The organism is Achromobacter sp. ES-001, from assembly GCF_019448355.1.
GTDB classification, from domain to species: Bacteria; Pseudomonadota; Gammaproteobacteria; order Burkholderiales; family Burkholderiaceae_B; genus Achromobacter; species Achromobacter spanius_B.
Window position 1 is genome coordinate 4,337,878 of record NZ_CP079940.1, and the last position, 19,100, is coordinate 4,356,977.

The following is a 19,100-nucleotide window of genomic DNA, read 5'->3' on the forward strand; positions in this document are numbered from 1 at the left end:
GCGTAAGCATACTGCGCCCTATCGCAACATGACATCCTGACAAATCAGAAAAGCCATGCCCAAGTCTTCTTCGTTCTTCGGTTGGAAAGTGCTTGCCGCCACCTTTGTGCTGGCCGTCTTCGGGTGGGGCGTTGGCTTTTACGGGCCGCCCGTGTTCCTGCACGCCGTGGTGCAACGCACCGGCTGGAGCGTGGCGCTGGTGTCCGGCGCCGTCACGCTGCACTTTCTTAGCGGCACGATCGTGGTCGCCAACCTGCCACGCCTGTACCGCCGCGTCGGCGTGGCGCGGGCCACGTTCGGCGGCGCGGTGCTGCTGGCCTTGGGGGTGACCGGGTGGTCGCTGGCCGTATCGCCATGGCAGTTGTATGGGGCGGCGGTGCTTAGCGGCATGGGCTGGGTGGCGCTGGGCGCGGCCGCGGTCAATGCGCTGATCGCGCCGTGGTTCGTGCGGCGGCGCCCGTCCGCGCTGGGCATGGCCTATAACGGCGCCAGCGTGGGCGGCATTGTGTTTTCACCGCTGTGGGTGTTTTTGATCGCGCAAGCCGGTTTTGCGCAAGCCGCGTTGTGGGTGGGCGTGGCCATGGTCGCGGTCATCGGGGGCTTGTCGCACAAGGTGTTCGCGGTAACCCCACAGCAGCTGGGCCAACTGCCGGACGGCGATAGCGCGGATGCACCCGCGCCGGCGGCGTCCACCGCGTTACCGCGCGTATCGCGCCTGTGGCACGACCGCGCTTTTCTGACGCTTGCCGGGGGTATGGCGTTGGGCCTGTTCGCCCAGATAGGGCTGATCGCGCACCTGCTGTCGTTGCTGGCGCCCTTGCTGGGCGCGCAGACGGCCGGTGCGGCGATGGGGCTGGCCACGGTGGCCGCCATCGCCGGGCGCATGCTGGTTGGCGCGCTGATGCCGGCCGGCACCGACCGACGCAAGGTGGCCTGCGCGGCCTATGCCGTGCAAATCTGCGGATCGCTGACGCTGATGCTGGCGGCCGACCATATGTGGGCGGTGTGGCTGGGCGTCATTCTGTTCGGGTCGGGCATCGGCAATGCCACGTCGTTGCCGCCGCTGATCGCGCAAACGGAATTCGCCCGCGAAGACAGCCAGCGCGTGGTGCCGCTGATCGTCGCGCTGTCGCAAGGCGCCTATGCCTTCGCACCCGCGCTGTTCGGCTTGCTGCGCGCCGTGCTCGACGCAAGCGGACACGCCATGGTCGGCTTCCTGGCGGCGGCGGCCCTGTTGCAGGCGGCGGCCATCGCGTGCTTTGCGGCCGGAAGCGGCCATGCGGCGGCGCGAATCGCGCCGCCCGCCACGATCAGGCCGGTGGCCCCCGGCGCGCCACCAGCGCAGCCATGACGGTGTCGCCGGCCTCGTTCACCAGCCCTTCCGCCACGCCTTCGCGGTCGGCGGGCGTCCGGTTCTGGCTGACTTTCCATTTGCCCTCGATGCGCGATATTGGGATCTCGATCCCGATGATGGCGCGCATCTGCGCCGCAATGAAATCCGCCGGCGCCTGGTCCACGCTCCAGGGCTGGGCGCGCGCCTTTTCCTGGCTGGCGGTCAGCGCGTCCAGCTGCGCGCGCAACCAGGCGGGATCATCCTGGATAACCGGCGTGCCCCACACATGCACCGCCACGAAATTCCACGTGGGCACCACCTTGTGCGTCTGCGCCTTGGTGGCGTACCAGGACGGCGTGATGTAGGCCTGCGCGCCATGAAACGCAATCAAGCATTCCTGCCCCGCCGCCAGGTGCGCAAGCTGCGGGTTGGCACGCGCCACGTGCAGGCGCAGCACGCCATGGTCCCCTTCGGGATAGAGCAGACAGGGGATGTGGTTGGCCATCAAGCCCCCCTCGCCGCTGGTCATGACGACGCCCAACGGGTGGGCGCGGATAAAGTCGTGCTGGACGGCAAGGTCGTCTTCGCGAAAAGCGGATGGCAGGTACATGGTGGGCCAGGCGTAGTCAGGGAAAAACACAACATAACGCCATCGTGGCCCCATGCACAGGTCCATCGCTTCACTGTTTTATAGAGCCACTTCGGCGCTCCCCCGGCAGGGTGCACGCGGACAGCCTTATCGTCGGACACGCTCATAAGCTTGGTTCATGCGTTCCCGCGCCTGCGTTTCGCGCGCGTAAGCGCGGTCGTAGCTTTCCAGGCACCCGGGCGTGGGGCTGGGCCACTTGATGGCGGCGATGGCTGCGGTGAGTTCGTCGCGGGCGCGTTGCCATTCCCGGACAGCGGCGTACCAATCCTTGGCGGTGTCCATAGTTGTCTCCCTATGTGCACGCTTTCCATCGTAGCGCCGCACACGCGGGGGGCCGCGCACTTTCGCGATTAAAAAAGGATGAGCACCAACCCCTGACAGGGTTAACCCGTCGAATCTGTGGCGGCCAGCCATCAGATCGCGGGGCCGCGCAAGTTGCGTAAAATCCCGCAGCCCGGATGGAGCGCATAAACGCATCTTCGTCTTGCGCGATGCGAGCCCGTGGCGACAAGCCCGACAACGACCGATTCAACTTCGCACGCGCCGCGCCCGTTGCATCAGCTCAACGGAACGACGCTTTGAACCGGAACGCGTAGCGTTTCCAAACAGGATGCGTTGGCCGGCATTGCGCGATCAGCCTTGGGCACGCCGCATGCAGAGGCGTCTGGTCTCGTTGCCGACAACTTGTCGCAAACGGGGAACATCGCCGACGCCAACGCGGTCCAAACCCAAAATTTTTACTTAAAAATCACGATGTGATGAATATTGACGTCAACCCTCACTTACTCACAGCCACGGCTAATGCTACTGTTCCGCCTGTGCAAGGAGTACATGCAATGGATCAGAAAACGAAGCCCTGGGCCTTTCCCAAGCCTCATCCGGAAAACACCCCACGCGGTGAGCGCAACAAACAGGAGTTCGATGCTCCTGCCGAAGTCAAGAAACCCGCGCCTAAACCGCGCGCCAAAAAAGAACCGCCGGCCGCAAGCCGGGCGCGTTCATGATGTTGCCGACCAGGACGCGCGCCGCTGTTGCAGCGTTGCCCGTCCCGGATCGGCCCCGCCGCCGCCCGTTGCCATGACGGGCCCGCGCCGACCTCCCCGGCGCAATTGACGGCTTAAATCAAGCCCGGCCATACTCTGGCGGCCTCGACCGCCTAGAGATCCTATGACCGCTTTCATTTTGCTTGGCATCACCATCACGCTGGTCGCCGCCTGGGGCGGCTTGGCGCTGTGGATACGCGCGCCATTGCCCCGCGCGGCAAGGGGCTTGCTGACGCTGGCCTGGCTGGTGTTGGCGTTCGCGGCCCTGGCCGCGTTGGCCTGGCCCACGTGGCGCCCCGCGGGCTATGGCTTTGCGCTGGCCACGCTGGCGCTGGGGCTATGGTGGGCACGCCTGCGCGCGTCGAACGACCGGCCGTGGATGCCAGAAGTCTCACGGCAAACCCTGGGGCAGGTGGATGGCAACGTCGTCACGCTGCAAAACGTGCGCAACTTCGACTGGCGCAGCCGCACCGACTTCACCCCCAGATGGGAAACCCGCCGCTACGCGCTTGACGAGCTTGAGTCGGTGGACGTTGCGCTGTCGTACTGGGGCCGCCCCGCCATCGCCCACGCCTTGGTGTCGTTCGGATTCGGGCAGGATCGCTACGTGGTGTTCTCGGTGGAAATCCGCCGCAAGGAAGGCGATCAATTTTCCGAGATCGGCGGCTTTTTCAAGCAATACGAATTAAGCCTGATCGCCTCGACCGAAGAAGACAGCTTGCGCGTGCGCACCAACGTGCGGGGCGAAGACAGCTACCTGTACCGCATCCACATGCCGCTGGACAATGCGCGTTCGTTATTCCTGGCGTATGTGGACAGCGCGAACCGGCTGCGCGACACGCCCCGCTTCTATCACACCGTGACGGGCAACTGCACCACCATCGTGTTCCAGATGGCGCGGCGCATCGTGCCCGGACTGCCGCTGGACTATCGCCAGCTGGCATCGGGATATCTGCCTGAATACTTCTTTGACCTGAACGTGCTGCAAGGCGCGGACAGCGCCGCGCAATACCGCGAACGGGGTCGCTACACCGATCGGGCTCGCGCCCACGGGGATGCCCCCGGGTTCTCTCAAGCGATCCGGCAAGGCGTGCCGAGCATCGATCCTTCGTAGCTTTTGCACACGCGCACCATGACAACATCAACGGCCCCGGCGCTACGCGGCAGCGGCAAGATCAACGGTGTGTTTTTCAACGCGGCGGGCGATGTGGCGGCCGTGGCGTCCACGTTTGCCCTGCTGGCCCACCCTCGCGCGCGCGCCGCCTATGGCGGGCGCACCTTGCGCTATCGGGTAGCGTTGTACCGCCGCGATTCGCTCGTTCCCTTCGCCGCCTTTGATGACCTGCACTATCCCGTCAACGAAGTGGCGTTCCACCCTGCCGGCACAACCGTGGCCATTGGCGGCGGCAGCTACGACGGCGGCTATTTGTTTGAAGGCGAACTCATCGTCTGGGACTGGCGCGAAACGCACGGCGTTCAGCTGTACAACCAGGTTCCCGAAGTGGTGCGATGCCATTACAACGCGGCGGGCGACCAGATCGAAGCATGGGTGCGGCCGTGGGACGACGGCGATGACACCTGCGATGCCTTCGACGCCTTGTTCCGCGTGCAAGCGCCAGCGCCTTGCTCCGGTTCGCAAGCGCTGAACCTACACATGGATGCAGCCTCCAGCGTCCCCGCCGAGCTGCGCGCACAAGCCTTGCGCGCCCCAGATATCCAGGAGCTGGAAGCGCGCTTGCAAGCATGGTTCGGCGTAGCCAGGTGGACACACCGGGGTGCCATCCTGGATGTGGCCTGGCTGGATCACGACCGCTACGCCGCCGTGCACCAGGGCTGCCAGCTAGAGGTCTACCACCGCAACGGCGACCGCCTGGCCACCCACACCGGCGCGGGCCACGGCGTCGAGATCATCACATCCGGCAAGCAGGTATTGGTGCACGTGGTCGAGAGCGGCCCGGCTGGCCAAATCGTGGGAAGACAGGACGCGCGGCTGTACACGTACACCGGCGCCGGTGCTGACGCCAACGCCACCGCCAGCACCGGCACCATCGCCAACGCCAACACCAATGCCGGCCTGCCACTGACGCGCGCCTATGACGGCGAATTCACGTTTTCCGCCACGCAACAAGGCCGGATCCTGGGCCGCCAAAACCGCGTCACGGCGCACCCCGGGCAGGCGCGCGATGTGCTGCTGGAGCTGGCGACCGGCGTCGAGCATCGCCCAGACCTTGGCCACTACGACTGCTTCAACCACTACCTGCGCATCCGCCACGCGCCCTATCTGTTCCTGCTGCAAGGCACGCCCGCCAGCTCGCACGAACGCAAAACCCTGTGCGTGGTGCAACCCGATGGCGCCGTGCGCCGGCTATGGCCGGTTTTAAAAGCCAGCAACGATGCCGCCAGCCACGCCATGGAACTGTGCGGCGCCTACGTCGACGATGCACTGGGCCCCGGCCTTGTCATCGGCGGCAAGCACTATTCGCCCAACGTGCGCGCGCCCTACGCCGGCTTTATCTACCGCAAGCCCTTGGACCGGGATCGCGAACTATGGCGGCGCCCCATCCCCGCATCGCCCAGCGCCATCGTGCACATGCCCGCCTTAAACCTGATCGCGGCCGCCTTTCTTGACGGCTCGCTGCAATTGATCGACGCGCAAACCGGCGTGCTGCGGCGCTATGCCCGCGTGCGGGTCGATGGTTTGCCAACGCTGATCTTCGCCATGGACGCCGACGCGCAATCGCTGGTTGTCGGCACGGTGGATGGCACGATAAAAGTGTTGGAAGCGGGCCAATTAGGTGGCGCGCCGGCTGATGCGGCCCAAGCCAAACGCCAAGCTTCCGATCAAGCCGGGTTCGATAGCGGCGCGGACGCAGATGCGAACGGCTATGCGCTGGGCACGGCTTCCGTCATCAATCTGGACTGACGGCAGATCGCGCCCCCTTCATTCCGCCGCCCGCTCAGCCGCCTTCGTGGCAGCCGGCGTGGCCCTGAACGAGACGCCCAGACGGTTGAAGGCATTCATCAGCCCGATGGCATAGGTCAAGTCCGCCAATTCCTTGTCGCTGAACTCGGCGGCGGCCGCGGCATAGGCCTCATCTGGCACACCGGTATCAGCCACGCGCGTCACGCTTTCCGCCCACGCAAACGCCGCGCGTTCCTGTCGCGTAAACACCGCGCCCGCTTCATGCCACACCGGCACTAGCACCAGCTTGTCCACGGTCACGCCCTGCTTGATCAGGTCGCGCGAATGCATGTCGATGCAATAGGCGCATCCGTTGATCTGCGACACCCGCAAAAACACCAGATCAATCAAGGTTTTCGGCAGGCCGCAGTGCTGAAGATAAACATATACCGCGCCAAAAGCCTTGTACCCGTCGGGCGAAGCTTTGGCATAGTCAAGGCGAGCATTCATGATGGCATCCTGGTAAAGACATTTCAGAACCGCTATCGTGCGCCCACTTGGCCCAGCCGGACAGAGCCATGACGCGCAATATGGACTAGGTCATGATGGCGCCCCGCCACACAGCTGGCGCCAGACGGCATTGCCATCCCGGATCTGCCGCCGGACGGAAGCCGGCGTGGCATCCACCTGCGCCGCCGTATCAAAGTAGACGGGCCGCGCGTGCTCGCAATATTCAACGCCCACCCGGGCGGGCGCCACGCACCCAGTCACGCTTAAGCTCATCAGCAATGGCAGCATCGTCCATCCCAGCCGTTTGATGTTGCACATCCCTTACCTCCTGCCGAGCCTGGTCGGCCTGCCGATTGATTTGCGTGTCCCGCCCCTGGCGTTCAGCGCGCGCGCCCACGCTGCGCCCTCGCAGATAGGCCAGCAGCACCACGGCGCTTGCGGCCAACGCGGCCACCGCCAAGGTCTTGAACCGTTCAAGCCACGCGAACATGCCGTCCCCCGATAGCGCCCATGGCTTGGGCATACAGCGCGGGCCAGGTGTGCGGATGCGGTTTGCCGGGGCGCCAGGTGCGCAGGTACAAGGCCCAGGCGCTGTCGGCGTCGCCCACGTCAGGCAAACGATGCGGGTCGGTCCACAAGAGCAGACGCGCAAAGCCGGCGGCAAGCACGTCGTCGGCTTCCAGGGCGGTGTAGACGGCGCCCGCGGTGGCCGCCACGTCGCGTTCGGCGCAGAGCCGGCGGGCAGGTCCGTAAGTGACAGCATGCGTCAACACGCCTCGCACGCCACCGCCTAGCTCGAACTGCCAGAAGCCACGGGCCGGTCCACCGACTTGGCGACGATGCAGAAAGCGGCTTTCCTGCAAGCCGATGGCCAGCAAGAGAACGCGGGCCTGCGGCGTGTCCATCGCGGGCGGAAGCAGCGTCAAGGCGGGCAACACAGTCTTTTGCAACACAGCATCAAGATCCACGATCTTTGCCCCCTTGGCGCGGCATCCCCAAAATCTTGGCGCGCGCCTCGGCCAGCCAGTCCAGCACGCCCTTCTTGCGCATGCTGGCCAGCCACCGCATATAGGCGCCCAACACCCACCACGCCGGCAGGCCCGCAAGCAGCATGCTGGGACCCAGCACGTAGAACTTTGCAAGCAAGGCGTCGTCGGTGCCCGCGCCATGATGGGCAAGCCAGGTCATGGCCTCCATCAAGGCGGGCTTCCACGCAATGACAGCCGCAGCCAGCGCAGGCCCGAAAAGAAAGGAGCAGGCCACGGTGGATACCGTCCGCACGGTGAATTCCCTGACCGTGCGCGGCGGCATAAGCAGTAAGCCGAGCATGGCTGCGATGGCGGCGGGAATGCCATACGCCATCGCGACCTTTAAGGCGGCAAGCCCGCCTAAGCTGGTAGAACCGGGTTCCATGATGGGGGTGCTCCTGAAAAGCGTGTGCAGGATGGCCTCCTGTAGGGACGGAAAAAATGCCCGCGAGCGGGCGTAGTAAAGGACAAAGCGCAAAGATCGGATGTGAGTTCAAATCGGGCCTTTTGCCCATGAAACCCTGGTCCCGCCGTCAACCCCGCCGCAAGCCCACCCCCGCCCTGGCCGACGCGCTTACGCGTTATCTGGCCGAGGTCTCGATTACCAAGAAGGGGCAGGCCGCAGAGCAATCCATCGCCCGTATCTGGCGCGGCACGCGCTTGGCGATCCGGCCGGTCGACCGGATCCGCAGCTCGGATTTGACCGAGTTGCGAGACGAATGGCTCAAGGACAGGGCGCCCGCCACCGTCGTCCGGCGCTTGGCGTTTCTGTCGCACGTCTACACCGTGATCCGAAAAGATTGGGGTTTCGATCAGTTGGCCAATCCGGTCCAGTTGGTGCGACGGCCGGCGGTTGACGACGCGCGCGACCGCCGCCTGTTCGAGCGCATCACCTTGCGCGGGGTCTCGAACGACGACTGTCCCGCCAAGGAACTGGAATGGATCATCCGCGCCTCGCGGTCGATAGAGCTACCCACCATCCTCATCGTGGCCAAAGAGACTGGCATGCGTCGGTCCGAGGTCGTCGGCATCCTGCGCGAACACCTGGATCTTATGCATGGGGTGGTACACCTGCCGCATACAAAAAACGGGCGCGCGCGTAACGTTCCGCTGACACCGCGCGCGCGTGAAGCGTTGCGGCGGTGGGTCACGGGCAAACCTTTGCGGGGCCGGATTTTCAGTATGCAGCCCGCTTCCGTCACGCGCGCCTTCATTCGGGCTCGCAGGCGCGCTCGCTTGCGCTATGAAGATCTGTGCCGCCAACATGGACGCAGGCCGAACAGCGCCTATTTCCGCGACCTGCGGTTTCATGACCTGCGGCACGAGGGGACATCGCAGCTTGCCACGGTGTTCCAGATCCATGAACTGGCCAAGGTCAACGGCAACGTGGACACGCGGATGCTGCTGCGCTACTACCACCCACACGGCCGCGAGCTGGCCCAAAAGCTGACGCGCAGCCCATTGGGGCGCCGCCAACTGGAAGAGATGCGCCTGGAACGCGATATCGATTCGCAGGCCATGCCGCTGGCCGCGTAAAGGCTACGCGCTTTCAGACGCCTGCTCGGCCGGTTTCGGGGGAGCGACCGACGTCAGCCAAGCCGGCAGCTTTCCCCATCCCGGGTAGCTCACCTTGCCGCCGGCGCCTTCATACTCGGCACCGATTGAATACGAGGTGCCCGTCTCCACCACCCATAACGGCGTGGTGCGATGATCCTCGACCATGACCCACGCGTTCCCTACGCGTCGAGGCCGCTTCCCGGCAGGCGGTTCCGGTGGCGCGTCCACATATGCGCCATAGGCGATATTGAACACACCGGGCGTAAGCGCCAGCTCGTTGGCAACAGACTTGTACAGGTACAGGCCATCATCGTCAGTCTGAAAGACTTCCTTTTGCATATCGGTTTTCCTTAGAAATGAAATTTGCACTGCAAATGCAAGAGGCATCGGTTCGTTCCAAGCACAGGCGTTTGCAGCGCACAGTCATCAGCTCTCCGCACGGTCCATTGCTGTTGGTGCGGGCGGCCTGGTTGACGTTGCGAGTTCGGCGGCGACGGGCGGGTGGGGTTTGACAACCACCGCGGGTGGGGCAGAAACCCGCCCCGTGAACACCGCCTACCACCCCCGAATTCACGCGTAATTTAGCCATGGATGCGCGGGTGGTAAGCGGTGTTTATCGGCCGGGATTCGACGCCGCCAGCAGCTGAAGTTTGGTCTCCCGATGTGATGACGTAGCGAGAGTCGGAGCCGTTGGCGTTGAAGGCCAGTACGTTATTTCCGTCGTTGAGGACTGGCATTTGTGATCCCGACACGCCGCCGGATCGCTGCACCAATGTCGCGTGGGCGTGCGATTTGTTGGAGTCAACTTGGCGGCTGGCCATTGCCCTTGCATTTGCAGTGTCAGCGTCAGTTCCGGTAAACCGGCGGAACATGTCGCGCAAATCCGGGACGCGGAACGTGGTGGCGTCGATGTTGACGAAGTAGTGGCCGCCCCTGCGCGCTTCCCAAGTGGCCTGGGTGAGAACCAGGCCGTTTTCCTGCGCGTACCCCCACAACGCGGCGTAAGCGGACTTCTGGAGGATGCCGCCCACCGCGTCCACCTCGTTCGGCAACGGGGCCACGGTGTGGCCGTCCAGCGGTCGGCCGCAAAGCGGGGAGCGGTAACCGGTATAGAAACTGGTCGAGACCCAAATCCACACTTCGGCGACTTCGGCGACCAGAACCGGGCCGATGTTGGTCGTTGGCAAGTTCGCCAGCGACACCGCCGGGATGCGGGTGTCCAGCGCGGCCTGCAAGCCGTTCACTCGCGGGATATCCGATCGGCCGAAAGCCAGATTGCCGCCTTCCGCAACTTGAGACACGGTCTCAAACGCCGTCACCGGCTCGACCTTCCAACCCACGCCCCAACCAGCCACCGACGCGCCGGAGGTGTTGTATTTGGCTTGCACTTCCGACACGGTCACGCTTGCGTATGACCAGGACTTGGTTGTGTCGCCGATCCAGATGCATGGAAGGCCCGCCGCGTCCGAACCGAACCGGACAGGCAGATCGGAAGCCGCGCTGCCCGCCAGCACCGTCGCGCCGCAGCGTGCCCACGCCTTCGTTGTTTGCACGTAGCCATGGATCAACAACGACACCGGCGGCACGCCGTCCAGGTACTCGAAGACGTCCACCCGCAAACGCAGCATCGTGTTCGCGCCGACCGCCGCGGCGGGCAACGTGATTTTCATCGCGCCAACCACGGTTCCGGTGTGCGTGGAATAACCCCCACCATCCGGCAGCAGGACATGCGCGGTGCGTCCCGACGCGGTATTCGTTCCGTACTGGGCGCCGATCGCCGCGCCCGTGCCCAGCACCAAGGGCCCGCTGATATCGCCGCCCGTCTTGGGCAGCGCCTGGATGTCTTCCAGCACCTGCGCTGGGGTGCGGGGCACCAGCGCGCCGGTTCCCGCGCCCGTCACGTACGAACCTGCCGCCACGGTTGCCATACCCGTGCCGCCGCGCGCCACGGGCAAGGTGCCGGCTGATGCCTTCGAGACGTCCAGCGCCGTCACGTTCAGCGCCACGTTGCCCGACCCGTCAAAGCTGACGCCGGCCGCCGTTGCGCCACCCGTGACCGAGAACGTGCGGGCCGAGGCAAGCTTGGTTGCGGTGGCCGCGTTGCCGATGGCGACTTCGCCGGCGGCGGACACGCGGCCCTTGGCGTCCACCGTGAACGTCGGCACCGCATTCGCGTTGCCGTAGCTGCCGGCCGTGACGCCGCTGGGGCTGAGCGTCAGACCCAGGGAAAGGTTGGCGGACCCGTCGAACGAACCGGCACCCGTGGCGTCGCCGGTGGCGGCGATGGTGCGCGCCGTCGCCAGCTTTGTCGCCGCACCCGCCGTCAACGACGTGGCCGTGCCGGACAGACGCGCCACCGGCACCGTGCCGGTCTTCAGGTTCGCGGCGTTCAGGTTCTGTTGCGCGTAGCTCAACGCATCGAAACTCGTGGCCGCCAGCGGTCTGCCGGTGACCTCGGCCAGGCCGTCCAACTGCTTGTACAGCCAGGCCAGCCGTTCGTCGGTGGTCTGCTGCACCTTGTTGAATTGCTCGACCGAAGGCGGCACGGATCCGATGAACGACCAACCGGTCTTGTACTGCTGGTCGGTGATGTCTTCCGTCAGGCCGTTTTGCGCCCAGGTCGATTTGAAAAGGTCAAAAAAAGTGGGGTCTGCCATCAGTAAATCCCTCGCGCCAGCACGCCGACGCCAAAGCCAAAGAAACCTTGCTCGCGAAAGCCGAAGGGCTTGTCGGTCGAGCCGGTGATGAGTTGCACGCCGATGCCGGCGGCTTGGGGCACCCACTTGTAGGGGTTAGCCATCAGTGGGTCGTTGGGGCCGGGAATGCGGCTGACCCAGATACGGATCTTTGCGTTGCCGGCGTTTTGCACCACGACCCGGGTCACATCGAAGATCGGCTTGAGCGAACGGGCGATCTCCGGCGTGGTGCCATGCCCGTTGTTCAAGGCGATCTTCCAATACAGCAGCTTGCGATACTCCGCGTCCAGCAGCGCGGTAGAGCCGGCCACGGGCCGTTCATTGGCGCGGCGCAAGCGCGCCTGGCCGAAACCGCCTACGCTAGGCTGCCCTTCAAACCCGAAAAATTGCAGGTAGATCGCTTCATCAATCACGCGCGGCAAGCCGACGATCTCGCCAATGCCGTCCAACTGCCTGCCCACCGCGGTGTCCAGCCAGCGGTCTTCGTACAGCGCCCGCAGCGCGCCTTGCAGCCCGTCCGCGGGTTTGAGCAGCGCCTTGACCAGCGCCTCCAACCGCCGCTTGGTTTGAAACTGGCCCAGCCAATGGCCCCAGGCAACCTGCCCGTGGTTCTGATGCAGATCCATCACGTCACCTCAATGCGCGACAGGTCGAACGCGGCCACCTGGAAGTCCTGGATCGCCACGTTGGCGGCGCGAAAGTCCGAGGGCGCGGGCGTGAAGGCCGGGTTGGTCGAGAACGCCAGCGCCAGGTCCACGGACGCCAGCCCAGGCGTGCGAAAGATGACGCCGTAAAGCCGTTGCAAGACGACGTCCTCGCCGATGGTGAAGCCCTCGCCCACCGCCGCCAGGCTCTGGGCGATGCGCTGAAAGCCGTCGGGCGGAAATGCTTGCTCGGACGGCGGCAGCAGTGTCGTGGCGCAACGCACCCAAAGGTAGACGCGTTCAGGCCGGTCGAAACGGATCAGATGGTTGGCGCCCTCTTCATCCTTGACCACCACCTGACGCTGGCCGTGGGTGTCGATGCCCGCCGCCACCACGCGAAAGATGGCATCGGCCACCTCGTCATCCAGCCCGCCGTCGGCCACCACGTGCACGCTGTGCGGCGGGCGGCCCTGTGCGTCCGGCACGTCGGTGCTGTTCATGAAGACTTTCACGACGCGCACGCCGGCCACGCGGTCGCGCACGTTGGGCGCAATACTGGGCAGCGTTGCCGCGCCCAGACGAAACAGGCCGGTGGTGTAGCGGGCCCGCAGCTGGGCGGCGTTTTCCGCCAGGCGTCCCGCCACACCCGCTTGCAGATTGTTGACGGCGTCCCACCCGTCCACCTGCGTCACGATGCCATTCAGGTCGCCTACGTCGGCCCCTTCGTCGGACGCGTCCACCGTTGTCATCAGGCCGGGCGATCCCAGACGAACCAATGACAACGCGGGGGACCACGCGAACGACGCGGCCTGCCGCCCGTCCGTATGCAGCCGCACGGAGACGCCGTCGCTGGACACCGCCAGCCCGCTGCCATTCAGCGCGGCCACCAAGCCCGCCAGCACCTGCGGCAAATTCGTCGTGACGCCGCTGGTGTAGGCATAGTCCACGCCGTCGATCGACACGGTGTAGGCGGTTTGGGCAGCGACGGCGGGTTGCAGCGTCACATCCGCTGCCGCGCCCGACAGGATTTGCACGGCACTGTCCAGCGCCCATAAGTTCTGGCTGACGCGATGCCGCGCTTGCGCACCGGCCGGCACCGTTGTGCCCGCCGTGCCATACAGCACCACATAGGCACGCGAGGGCTCGTCGCGATAGCGCGACACGCCGGTGAACGACACGGCGCGGTCCAGCGAGACGCCCGTCGCCGAGCCCGGATACATCGCGTAGTAGACGCCTTCAGCCTGCTCCCACAACGTGGCTTCGCGTTCCGCGAAGGTGTCGATCAGCAGGCCGGTAATACTGTCCGGGCGGGTTTCCACCGCCCCATTGAACCCGGCCGATTGCATGCGAGCACGCAAGTCGGCCACGATTTCCTGGCGGATTTCGGGCAGGCGTGGTCGGACGAACCCGTCCGGTGTGACACCGTAGGCCATAGTTACCTCGACAAAAATAAGGGGGTTAAGACGCTTGCAGCAAGACCACGCGTTCCAGTCGTCCGAAGGTGGTGTCGGCCTGGTAGGTCACGCGTAGCACGCGCAATTGGCGTTCCAGTTGCAGCTGCATCGCGCTGACCTGCGTCACGCCCGGCACCTCGCGGATGCGCGCACGGAAGATGGCTTCAATGCCGGACCGATCGGGCGACTTCACCAGGACGTCTTCGAAGTACGGAACGCCAAAGGTCGTGTCCAGAAACCACTCGCCCATGAAGGCGAGCAAGGTGGTGTTGATCTGCTGCGCGATACGGTCGGCGCCATCCACGAAAGACGCGCGGCCTAGCAGGTCCAGGTCCAGATCGCGGTCGGGGGATAAAGCAAGGTCCAGTGCCATCAGAGCGGCCCCTGGGTCGTGCCACCCGCGTAGGCGTGACGGTGCGCGTCGCCGATGTTCGTGCCGTTATGGGTGATCGCGCCGCCTTCATAGGCCACGCCGCCCCGAATGCGCATCGACGCGCCGCCCTGGCCGCCCTCGCCCGCCATGCCCTGGGTATAGGTCAGCGGCCCGTTGATCGTGACCGGCGTGTTGAAGGTGGCCTGTTCCGCCTGCACCGTCCAGGTCTTGACATGAAACGTCAGGTCGCCGGCCGGCGACAGCTTCAACGTGCCCGGCCCGTACTGGATGCTGACGTTCTGTGTGTCCGCCGCCATCGTGCCCGGCCGCAGCAGCGGCGAGGCGAAGGCGTCAGACAAATCGAACTGGCGCGGATCGTCCGGCGGACCGTTATCACCCCCCAGCCAGTTTTCCAATGCACGGGCGGAAAAAGACAGCTTGATCGCATCGCCCGGCGCAAGCGGCACCGAGATCAACGCCTGCGCGCCGTGCACATCGCCCACCGGCCAACACACCGGCACGCGCACCACCTGGGGCGGCAACAGCACGTCGCCATTGGCCAGCCGCTTGGCCAGCGTGGGGCGCGCCGTGACGAACGTGCCGTCATACGCGACCACTTCGCCGGGCAGCGTCGTATAGATATCCGCCAATTCCGTGGCGATAAGACGGCGGATAAGGGTTACCGCATTGCTCATGTCTGTTCCTTTTTGGATGGCGCGGCCTGGGTGTCCACCAGGGTCAACTCCGTTTGCCAGTCACCGGCTTCGCTATCGCCGGTATGACGCACGGTTTCAACGCGTTGAAACGCCTGGACGGACCGGCTTTCCAGCTTGACCAGGTCGCCGGGGCTGATGGTGGGCAGCAACAGCGACTTGACCTTCCAGCCGTCGCGCTGTTGCTGGGCGCTGGCGGGCTTGGCCGCCACGGCGCCGGCCGCAGGCGCGCGTGCCCCCGCCTGTGCCGACGCCTTTCCTTTCGACTTCGCCTTTTCAGTGGCCGCTTCACGCGTGCGTTCGGGTTGGCCCAACAGGCCTCTGTCCACGGCCAGCACAACGGCTTGGCGCCGCGTGGTGCCCAGCCGCTGCACCACCTGCAATTGCTGGTTCTGAACCGACCATTCCAGGCCGGTCCCTTGCGTCACCTTGTGCAGCGCGGTGCGCGCCGCGCCGTAGAAAGAAAACCCGTGCTCCCAACGACGGTCGGGCACATCGTCGGCCATGACCAGCGGCAAGCCCATCTGCCGCGCAATGTCGCGGATGATGTCGCGAGCGCGCGCCCCCGGGCCCAGGCCGATCGACACCGCCGTATCACGCACTTCGATATAGCCGTCCTTGACCGTCAGTTCGGTCACGACATCCGGCGGCCCATAGCGCGTATAGGCAAAGACGATGCTGCCCGATGCCATCAACAGGGGGCCGCCCTCTTCGGCATAGCCCGCGTACAGCACGCATTGCAAGCCGGGCTCTTCCAATGAACGCCGGGTTTGCTCGGCCAGGTTGTACACGCTGATCTTGGCGTCGTTGGGCTCTTCGGCCGCCGTCTTGGCGATATCGAACGTGATGCGCAACGGGGGCATGATTTCCAGGCCTCGCGCGCCACTTTTGCCAACCAGCAGACGGTAGACGCGATCAAACCTTGCCATCAACCACCTCCGCCGCGTTGACGTACAGCAACGCCACTTCGCCCGACGGCAGCGCCGACCGGCTGATGGTGTCGCGACGGTCCGGCGCCAAGGCCACCAGCTCGCCCGGGGGCACGGGCAGATGGCGGTAGTCCGCCAGCAAGCGCGTGTCCGGCACCACGGCGATGCCGGCAACGACCAGCTCGTTGTAGGCGTTCTCGATGGACAGCACCCATTGCTGGGCCTCGCTGTTCCAGGACAGCCGCAAGAACACCGTCATGCCGTCCAGCTCCAATTCGATAAGGCTGTCGTTGGCGTCCGGTACGAGTATCTGGATCATGGGTTCAAACCCTTTGCCGAGTTGTAAGTGTCGCGTTGCTTCGGGCTGGCGGGCACGCCGCTTTGCTTGCCCGCGTTGGCCTTGGTCGACCCGGCCTTGCCCGTCGCGCTGCCCGAGGTTTTTTCCGGAGGAATGTCAGCCTGCCGCAACGTCACCTTGCGGATGCGCTTGAACGTGGCGGACAGTTCGTAACGGTCGCCCGCGGTGTTGGTGCGGCCGATGGAGCAGCTTTCCATCACGAAGTCCACGTAGACGTCCATCCCCGTCGTGATGGTGATGGGCAGACGATCCGCATGGATCTTGCGCAGCGCGTCCTTGGCGCCGATCAGCTTTGACCGGCCGGTGCCCAAGGCCGCGCTGCGAAAGCCGCCCAGCAAGCTGATGTCGGCGGCAGTCACCCACCCTGTCAGCGTCAGTTGCTCGGGATCCTGGCCCACGTGGTCGGTGACCGGCGGGCCGTCTTCCACGGCGAATGACGTTGTTCGGCTGTTGAGCTGGGTGGTTTCGTTGACCAGCGCATCCAGGGGCAAGGTGCCGATGCTGCTGCCGCCATTCCATCCAAAGATCATGGAAACAAAGTTCATTAGGGCTCCTATCCGGGGCTTTCGACGCCAGGCGTCAGGTCGTACCAGTGCGGCAGGCTTTGAAGACCGCGTTGCTGCCCCTGGCTCACGGCATCGGCAACCGCTTTTTTCACCACTAGAGGATCGCCGGACGCCACGTTGACGACGAAGTTGTTGCTGCTTTGGAAGCTGAATGGGGCGCCGACGCGCATCGGCACAGGACCGATCACGGACGCAGGCGGCACGACCAGCCCCGCTGCGCTGCTTGCCGTCGTCAACCAATTCGGCGCCGCGTCCGGCGACCAGCCGTCCATCACCGACGCCTGGTCGCCGGCGTCGGGGCCTGACTGGCCAGGCAGCAAGCTCTTGAGCCAGTCCTTTGCCGCGCGCGCCTTGTCGATCACCCAGGTCTGGATGGCGCGGCCGATCTCCTTGACGGTGGCGACCATGCGGCCGCCCATGTCCGAGAAAAACGTCCACAAGCCGTTGAAGGCGCCCGCCCAATGCGCGATAGCCCCGTCCCAGTCACCGGTAAACGCCGCGATCACGCCACTGACCAGACCGCTCCAGAATTTCCAGATGGCGCCGATGTACTCGATGACCGGTCCCAGAAACGAGTCCATGGCCATCGCCATCAGCGCATCCCAGGATGCCGAGATGTACGCCTTGATGGCGTCCCAGTTTTCCCAGATTTGCCACAGCGCGACGGCCAGCATGCCGATCAGCGAAATGATCCGGCCGATCGGTGTCATGGCAAACGCGTTCCACAACATGGGGACCACGACCCTTGCCAGGTTCAGCAGGAATCCGCCGACGGGCGACAGGATCTGCCACAGGCCGTAGACCATCACGGCAATCGATCCGAAGCGCTGGATCCACGGCCCCAGCGCCTCGCCCGCACCGCCCAGCAGGTCCTTCACAAACGTCAGCACGGACGACACGGCATCAAGCTCGTCCTGCCATTCCTCCACGCCGCCGATCCAGCCGCCCAAGACGGACTCGCCCCCGGCCATCCAGTTGGCGATGTCTTCGCCGATCAGATAGATCGTGGTCAACACCGCCGCCATGCGCAGCATGGGCGCTATCGACCGGGTCCACACAGAAAGCATCTGCATGGCGCCCGCCGGGCCACTGCGCATCGCCATCGCGGCATCCAACCCCAGGGCGGCGCGCGTGGCAGCGGTCAGCGATTGAAACAGGCCGCCCGCCACCGCCCTGGCCCGCCGCAGCCCGTTGCCCAACGAGACCAGCCCGATGCTGGCCCCGGTCAAGGCAAGCAGCTTGACGACCGCGTCGATGTGGTCGGCCAGAAACAGGATCGACGTGGCTACGCCGTTCAACACGCCGTGGCCCGCCGGCAGCGCCTGGCCCAGGTAGCGCTGCATGGCGTCGTTAAACACCGTCATTGCTGCCGTGATGGACGCGGGCGCAGCCTCGGCTTCGGTGCGCATGGCCGGCAATTGCGATTGCAATGCCGGCAACGCTCGGTCCGTCGTGACCTGGCCGCCCTGCACTTGATCACGCAATTGGCCACGGCTTAGATTCAGCCCCGTGGCCAACGCGTCCTGCATGCGCTGGGGCAAGGTGTTGAATTGCCCCAGGTCCAACCGGCCTTGCTCGACCATATTCGTCAGTGCCGTGACGATGCCGTCGCGGTTCTGGGCCGGCGTTTGCGACAGGCGCATGCTCAAGGCCACGGCTTCCGTGATGCCGGTGGCTTCCTGCCGCGTGCGTCCATGGTCTTGCAAGGTCTGCGCCGAGCGTGCGTACGTGTCGACGTTGTCGGCATACGGCGTGCCACTGGTGCGTGACACGCGGGCAAGGTCACGGTCGGCTTGCCCTGCATTCCCCTCAGACCCCGCTGCCTGTAGCAAACGCGCCTGGATCTGCACCCACGCGTCGATGTCGCCAAGGACGCGCTTGAACGGCGACGCGCCCAGCGTCAGCTGGATGACACCGCGCAGGCCGCCCAACGCCCCCGCGTGCTGGCGGGCTGCCGGAGTGCTTTGAGGCCGGGGGCCGACCGAGGCGCTTGCGGTTTGGCCATTAGCAGTTTGACCATTTGCGGTTTGACCATTTGCGGTCCGCTGGCTTGCCATCTGGCCAACCGTCATCCGCCCAACCGTCATCTGCGCAACGGCCATCTGCGCAATCGTCATTAACGCGCCGGGCATCCGCGCGCTTGCCGATGGCCCTGCCTTCGCTTGCGGCGTGTTCGCCACGCCGGGCAGCACATCCGCCAGCGCCTGGCGCATCGCGGCGCCCGCCCTGACGCTGGCGCCCGCCATGGCCTGCAACGTCGACTCGAACGCCTGCCGATAGGCCAGCAACCCGGATTGATCCACCTGGTAGCGCAGCAGCGTCACCACCTCTCGTACAACGATCAT

21 protein-coding genes are annotated in these 19,100 nt (G+C 65.2%); 5 read left to right on the forward strand and 16 right to left on the reverse strand.

The features are described from left to right. The first annotated feature begins 55 nt into the window (after positions 1-55). Positions 56-1,351, forward strand: coding sequence for an MFS transporter (locus KYT87_RS19480; protein ID WP_219990618.1), 1,296 nt, complete (start codon positions 56-58; stop codon positions 1,349-1,351). On the opposite strand, the gene KYT87_RS19485 is transcribed toward KYT87_RS19480, so the two are convergent. Both KYT87_RS19485 and KYT87_RS19490 read right to left on the reverse strand, forming a co-directional pair. Beyond that, positions 1,311-1,943, reverse strand: coding sequence for an FMN-binding negative transcriptional regulator (locus tag KYT87_RS19485; protein WP_219992731.1), 633 nt, complete (start codon positions 1,941-1,943; stop codon positions 1,311-1,313). The genes KYT87_RS19480 and KYT87_RS19485 overlap by 41 nt on opposite strands. A gap of 126 nt (positions 1,944-2,069) precedes the next feature. Further along, entirely contained in the window at positions 2,070-2,264 is a 195-nt protein-coding gene (locus KYT87_RS19490) for a hypothetical protein (protein WP_046805965.1), read from the reverse strand. A gap of 554 nt (positions 2,265-2,818) precedes the next feature. Here KYT87_RS19490 and KYT87_RS19495 point away from each other — a divergent pair. The 3 genes from KYT87_RS19495 to KYT87_RS19505 all read left to right on the forward strand — a co-directional run bounded on the left by KYT87_RS19495 (position 2,819) and on the right by KYT87_RS19505 (position 5,948). Then, the gene (locus KYT87_RS19495; RefSeq protein ID WP_162941244.1) at positions 2,819-2,986 is read left to right on the forward strand and encodes a hypothetical protein; all 168 of its coding nucleotides are present in this window, start codon (positions 2,819-2,821) and stop codon (positions 2,984-2,986) included. Positions 2,987-3,149: 163 nt separating this feature from the next. Continuing rightward, positions 3,150-4,139: a DUF4105 domain-containing protein gene (locus tag KYT87_RS19500; RefSeq protein ID WP_219990619.1), complete on the forward strand. Its 990-nt coding sequence runs from the start codon at positions 3,150-3,152 to the stop codon at positions 4,137-4,139. An 18-nt stretch (positions 4,140-4,157) separates the two neighbouring features. After that, positions 4,158-5,948 carry a hypothetical protein gene (locus KYT87_RS19505; protein ID WP_219990620.1) on the forward strand — a complete coding sequence of 597 codons (1,791 nt, stop codon included), beginning with the start codon at positions 4,158-4,160 and terminating at the stop codon, positions 5,946-5,948. Between the two features lie 18 nt (positions 5,949-5,966). Here the strand turns inward: KYT87_RS19505 and KYT87_RS19510 are convergent, their stop codons facing one another. From KYT87_RS19510 to KYT87_RS19525, 4 genes are all read right to left on the reverse strand, one after another. Then, on the reverse strand, positions 5,967-6,437 hold the full coding sequence (locus KYT87_RS19510; protein WP_046805967.1) for a carboxymuconolactone decarboxylase family protein: 471 nt from the start codon (positions 6,435-6,437) through the stop codon (positions 5,967-5,969). Positions 6,438-6,660: 223 nt separating this feature from the next. Then, entirely contained in the window at positions 6,661-6,927 is a 267-nt protein-coding gene (locus tag KYT87_RS19515; protein ID WP_046805968.1) for a hypothetical protein, read from the reverse strand. After that, entirely contained in the window at positions 6,911-7,405 is a 495-nt protein-coding gene (locus KYT87_RS19520; protein WP_219990621.1) for a hypothetical protein, read from the reverse strand. The genes KYT87_RS19515 and KYT87_RS19520 overlap by 17 nt, the downstream gene beginning before the upstream one ends. Continuing rightward, the gene (locus KYT87_RS19525) at positions 7,395-7,850 is read right to left on the reverse strand and encodes a hypothetical protein (protein WP_046805970.1); all 456 of its coding nucleotides are present in this window, start codon (positions 7,848-7,850) and stop codon (positions 7,395-7,397) included. Before KYT87_RS19525 ends, KYT87_RS19520 begins: the two co-directional genes overlap by 11 nt. Before the next feature lie 128 nt (positions 7,851-7,978). Here KYT87_RS19525 and KYT87_RS19530 point away from each other — a divergent pair, with 128 nt between their 5' ends. Further along, positions 7,979-9,001: a tyrosine-type recombinase/integrase gene (locus tag KYT87_RS19530; protein WP_219990622.1), complete on the forward strand. Its 1,023-nt coding sequence runs from the start codon at positions 7,979-7,981 to the stop codon at positions 8,999-9,001. A gap of 3 nt (positions 9,002-9,004) precedes the next feature. Here the strand turns inward: KYT87_RS19530 and KYT87_RS19535 are convergent, their stop codons facing one another. The 10 genes from KYT87_RS19535 to KYT87_RS19580 all read right to left on the reverse strand — a co-directional run bounded on the left by KYT87_RS19535 (position 9,005) and on the right by KYT87_RS19580 (position 19,100). Next, on the reverse strand, positions 9,005-9,361 hold the full coding sequence (locus tag KYT87_RS19535; RefSeq protein WP_219990623.1) for a phage tail protein: 357 nt from the start codon (positions 9,359-9,361) through the stop codon (positions 9,005-9,007). A gap of 242 nt (positions 9,362-9,603) precedes the next feature. Further along, a complete protein-coding gene (locus KYT87_RS19540) occupies positions 9,604-11,679 on the reverse strand; it encodes a hypothetical protein (protein WP_219990624.1) in 2,076 nt (691 codons plus the stop codon). Next, a complete protein-coding gene (locus KYT87_RS19545; RefSeq protein ID WP_219990625.1) occupies positions 11,679-12,344 on the reverse strand; it encodes a DUF2612 domain-containing protein in 666 nt (221 codons plus the stop codon). The genes KYT87_RS19540 and KYT87_RS19545 overlap by 1 nt, the downstream gene beginning before the upstream one ends. Further along, positions 12,344-13,795: a hypothetical protein gene (locus tag KYT87_RS19550; RefSeq protein WP_219990626.1), complete on the reverse strand. Its 1,452-nt coding sequence runs from the start codon at positions 13,793-13,795 to the stop codon at positions 12,344-12,346. Before KYT87_RS19550 ends, KYT87_RS19545 begins: the two co-directional genes overlap by 1 nt. A 25-nt stretch (positions 13,796-13,820) precedes the next feature. After that, the gene (locus KYT87_RS19555) at positions 13,821-14,189 is read right to left on the reverse strand and encodes a hypothetical protein (RefSeq protein WP_219990627.1); all 369 of its coding nucleotides are present in this window, start codon (positions 14,187-14,189) and stop codon (positions 13,821-13,823) included. After that, positions 14,189-14,884: a Gp138 family membrane-puncturing spike protein gene (locus KYT87_RS19560; RefSeq protein ID WP_219990628.1), complete on the reverse strand. Its 696-nt coding sequence runs from the start codon at positions 14,882-14,884 to the stop codon at positions 14,189-14,191. The genes KYT87_RS19555 and KYT87_RS19560 overlap by 1 nt, the downstream gene beginning before the upstream one ends. After that, positions 14,881-15,831 carry a hypothetical protein gene (locus KYT87_RS19565; protein ID WP_219990629.1) on the reverse strand — a complete coding sequence of 317 codons (951 nt, stop codon included), beginning with the start codon at positions 15,829-15,831 and terminating at the stop codon, positions 14,881-14,883. Before KYT87_RS19565 ends, KYT87_RS19560 begins: the two co-directional genes overlap by 4 nt. Next, positions 15,818-16,150 carry a hypothetical protein gene (locus KYT87_RS19570; protein ID WP_219990630.1) on the reverse strand — a complete coding sequence of 111 codons (333 nt, stop codon included), beginning with the start codon at positions 16,148-16,150 and terminating at the stop codon, positions 15,818-15,820. The genes KYT87_RS19565 and KYT87_RS19570 overlap by 14 nt, the downstream gene beginning before the upstream one ends. Beyond that, positions 16,147-16,734 (reverse strand): phage baseplate protein, encoded by a 588-nt coding sequence (locus tag KYT87_RS19575; protein ID WP_219990631.1) that lies wholly within the window; start codon positions 16,732-16,734, stop codon positions 16,147-16,149. Before KYT87_RS19575 ends, KYT87_RS19570 begins: the two co-directional genes overlap by 4 nt. Before the next feature lie 8 nt (positions 16,735-16,742). Next, on the reverse strand, positions 16,743-19,100 hold the full coding sequence (locus KYT87_RS19580) for a tape measure protein (RefSeq protein ID WP_219990632.1): 2,358 nt from the start codon (positions 19,098-19,100) through the stop codon (positions 16,743-16,745).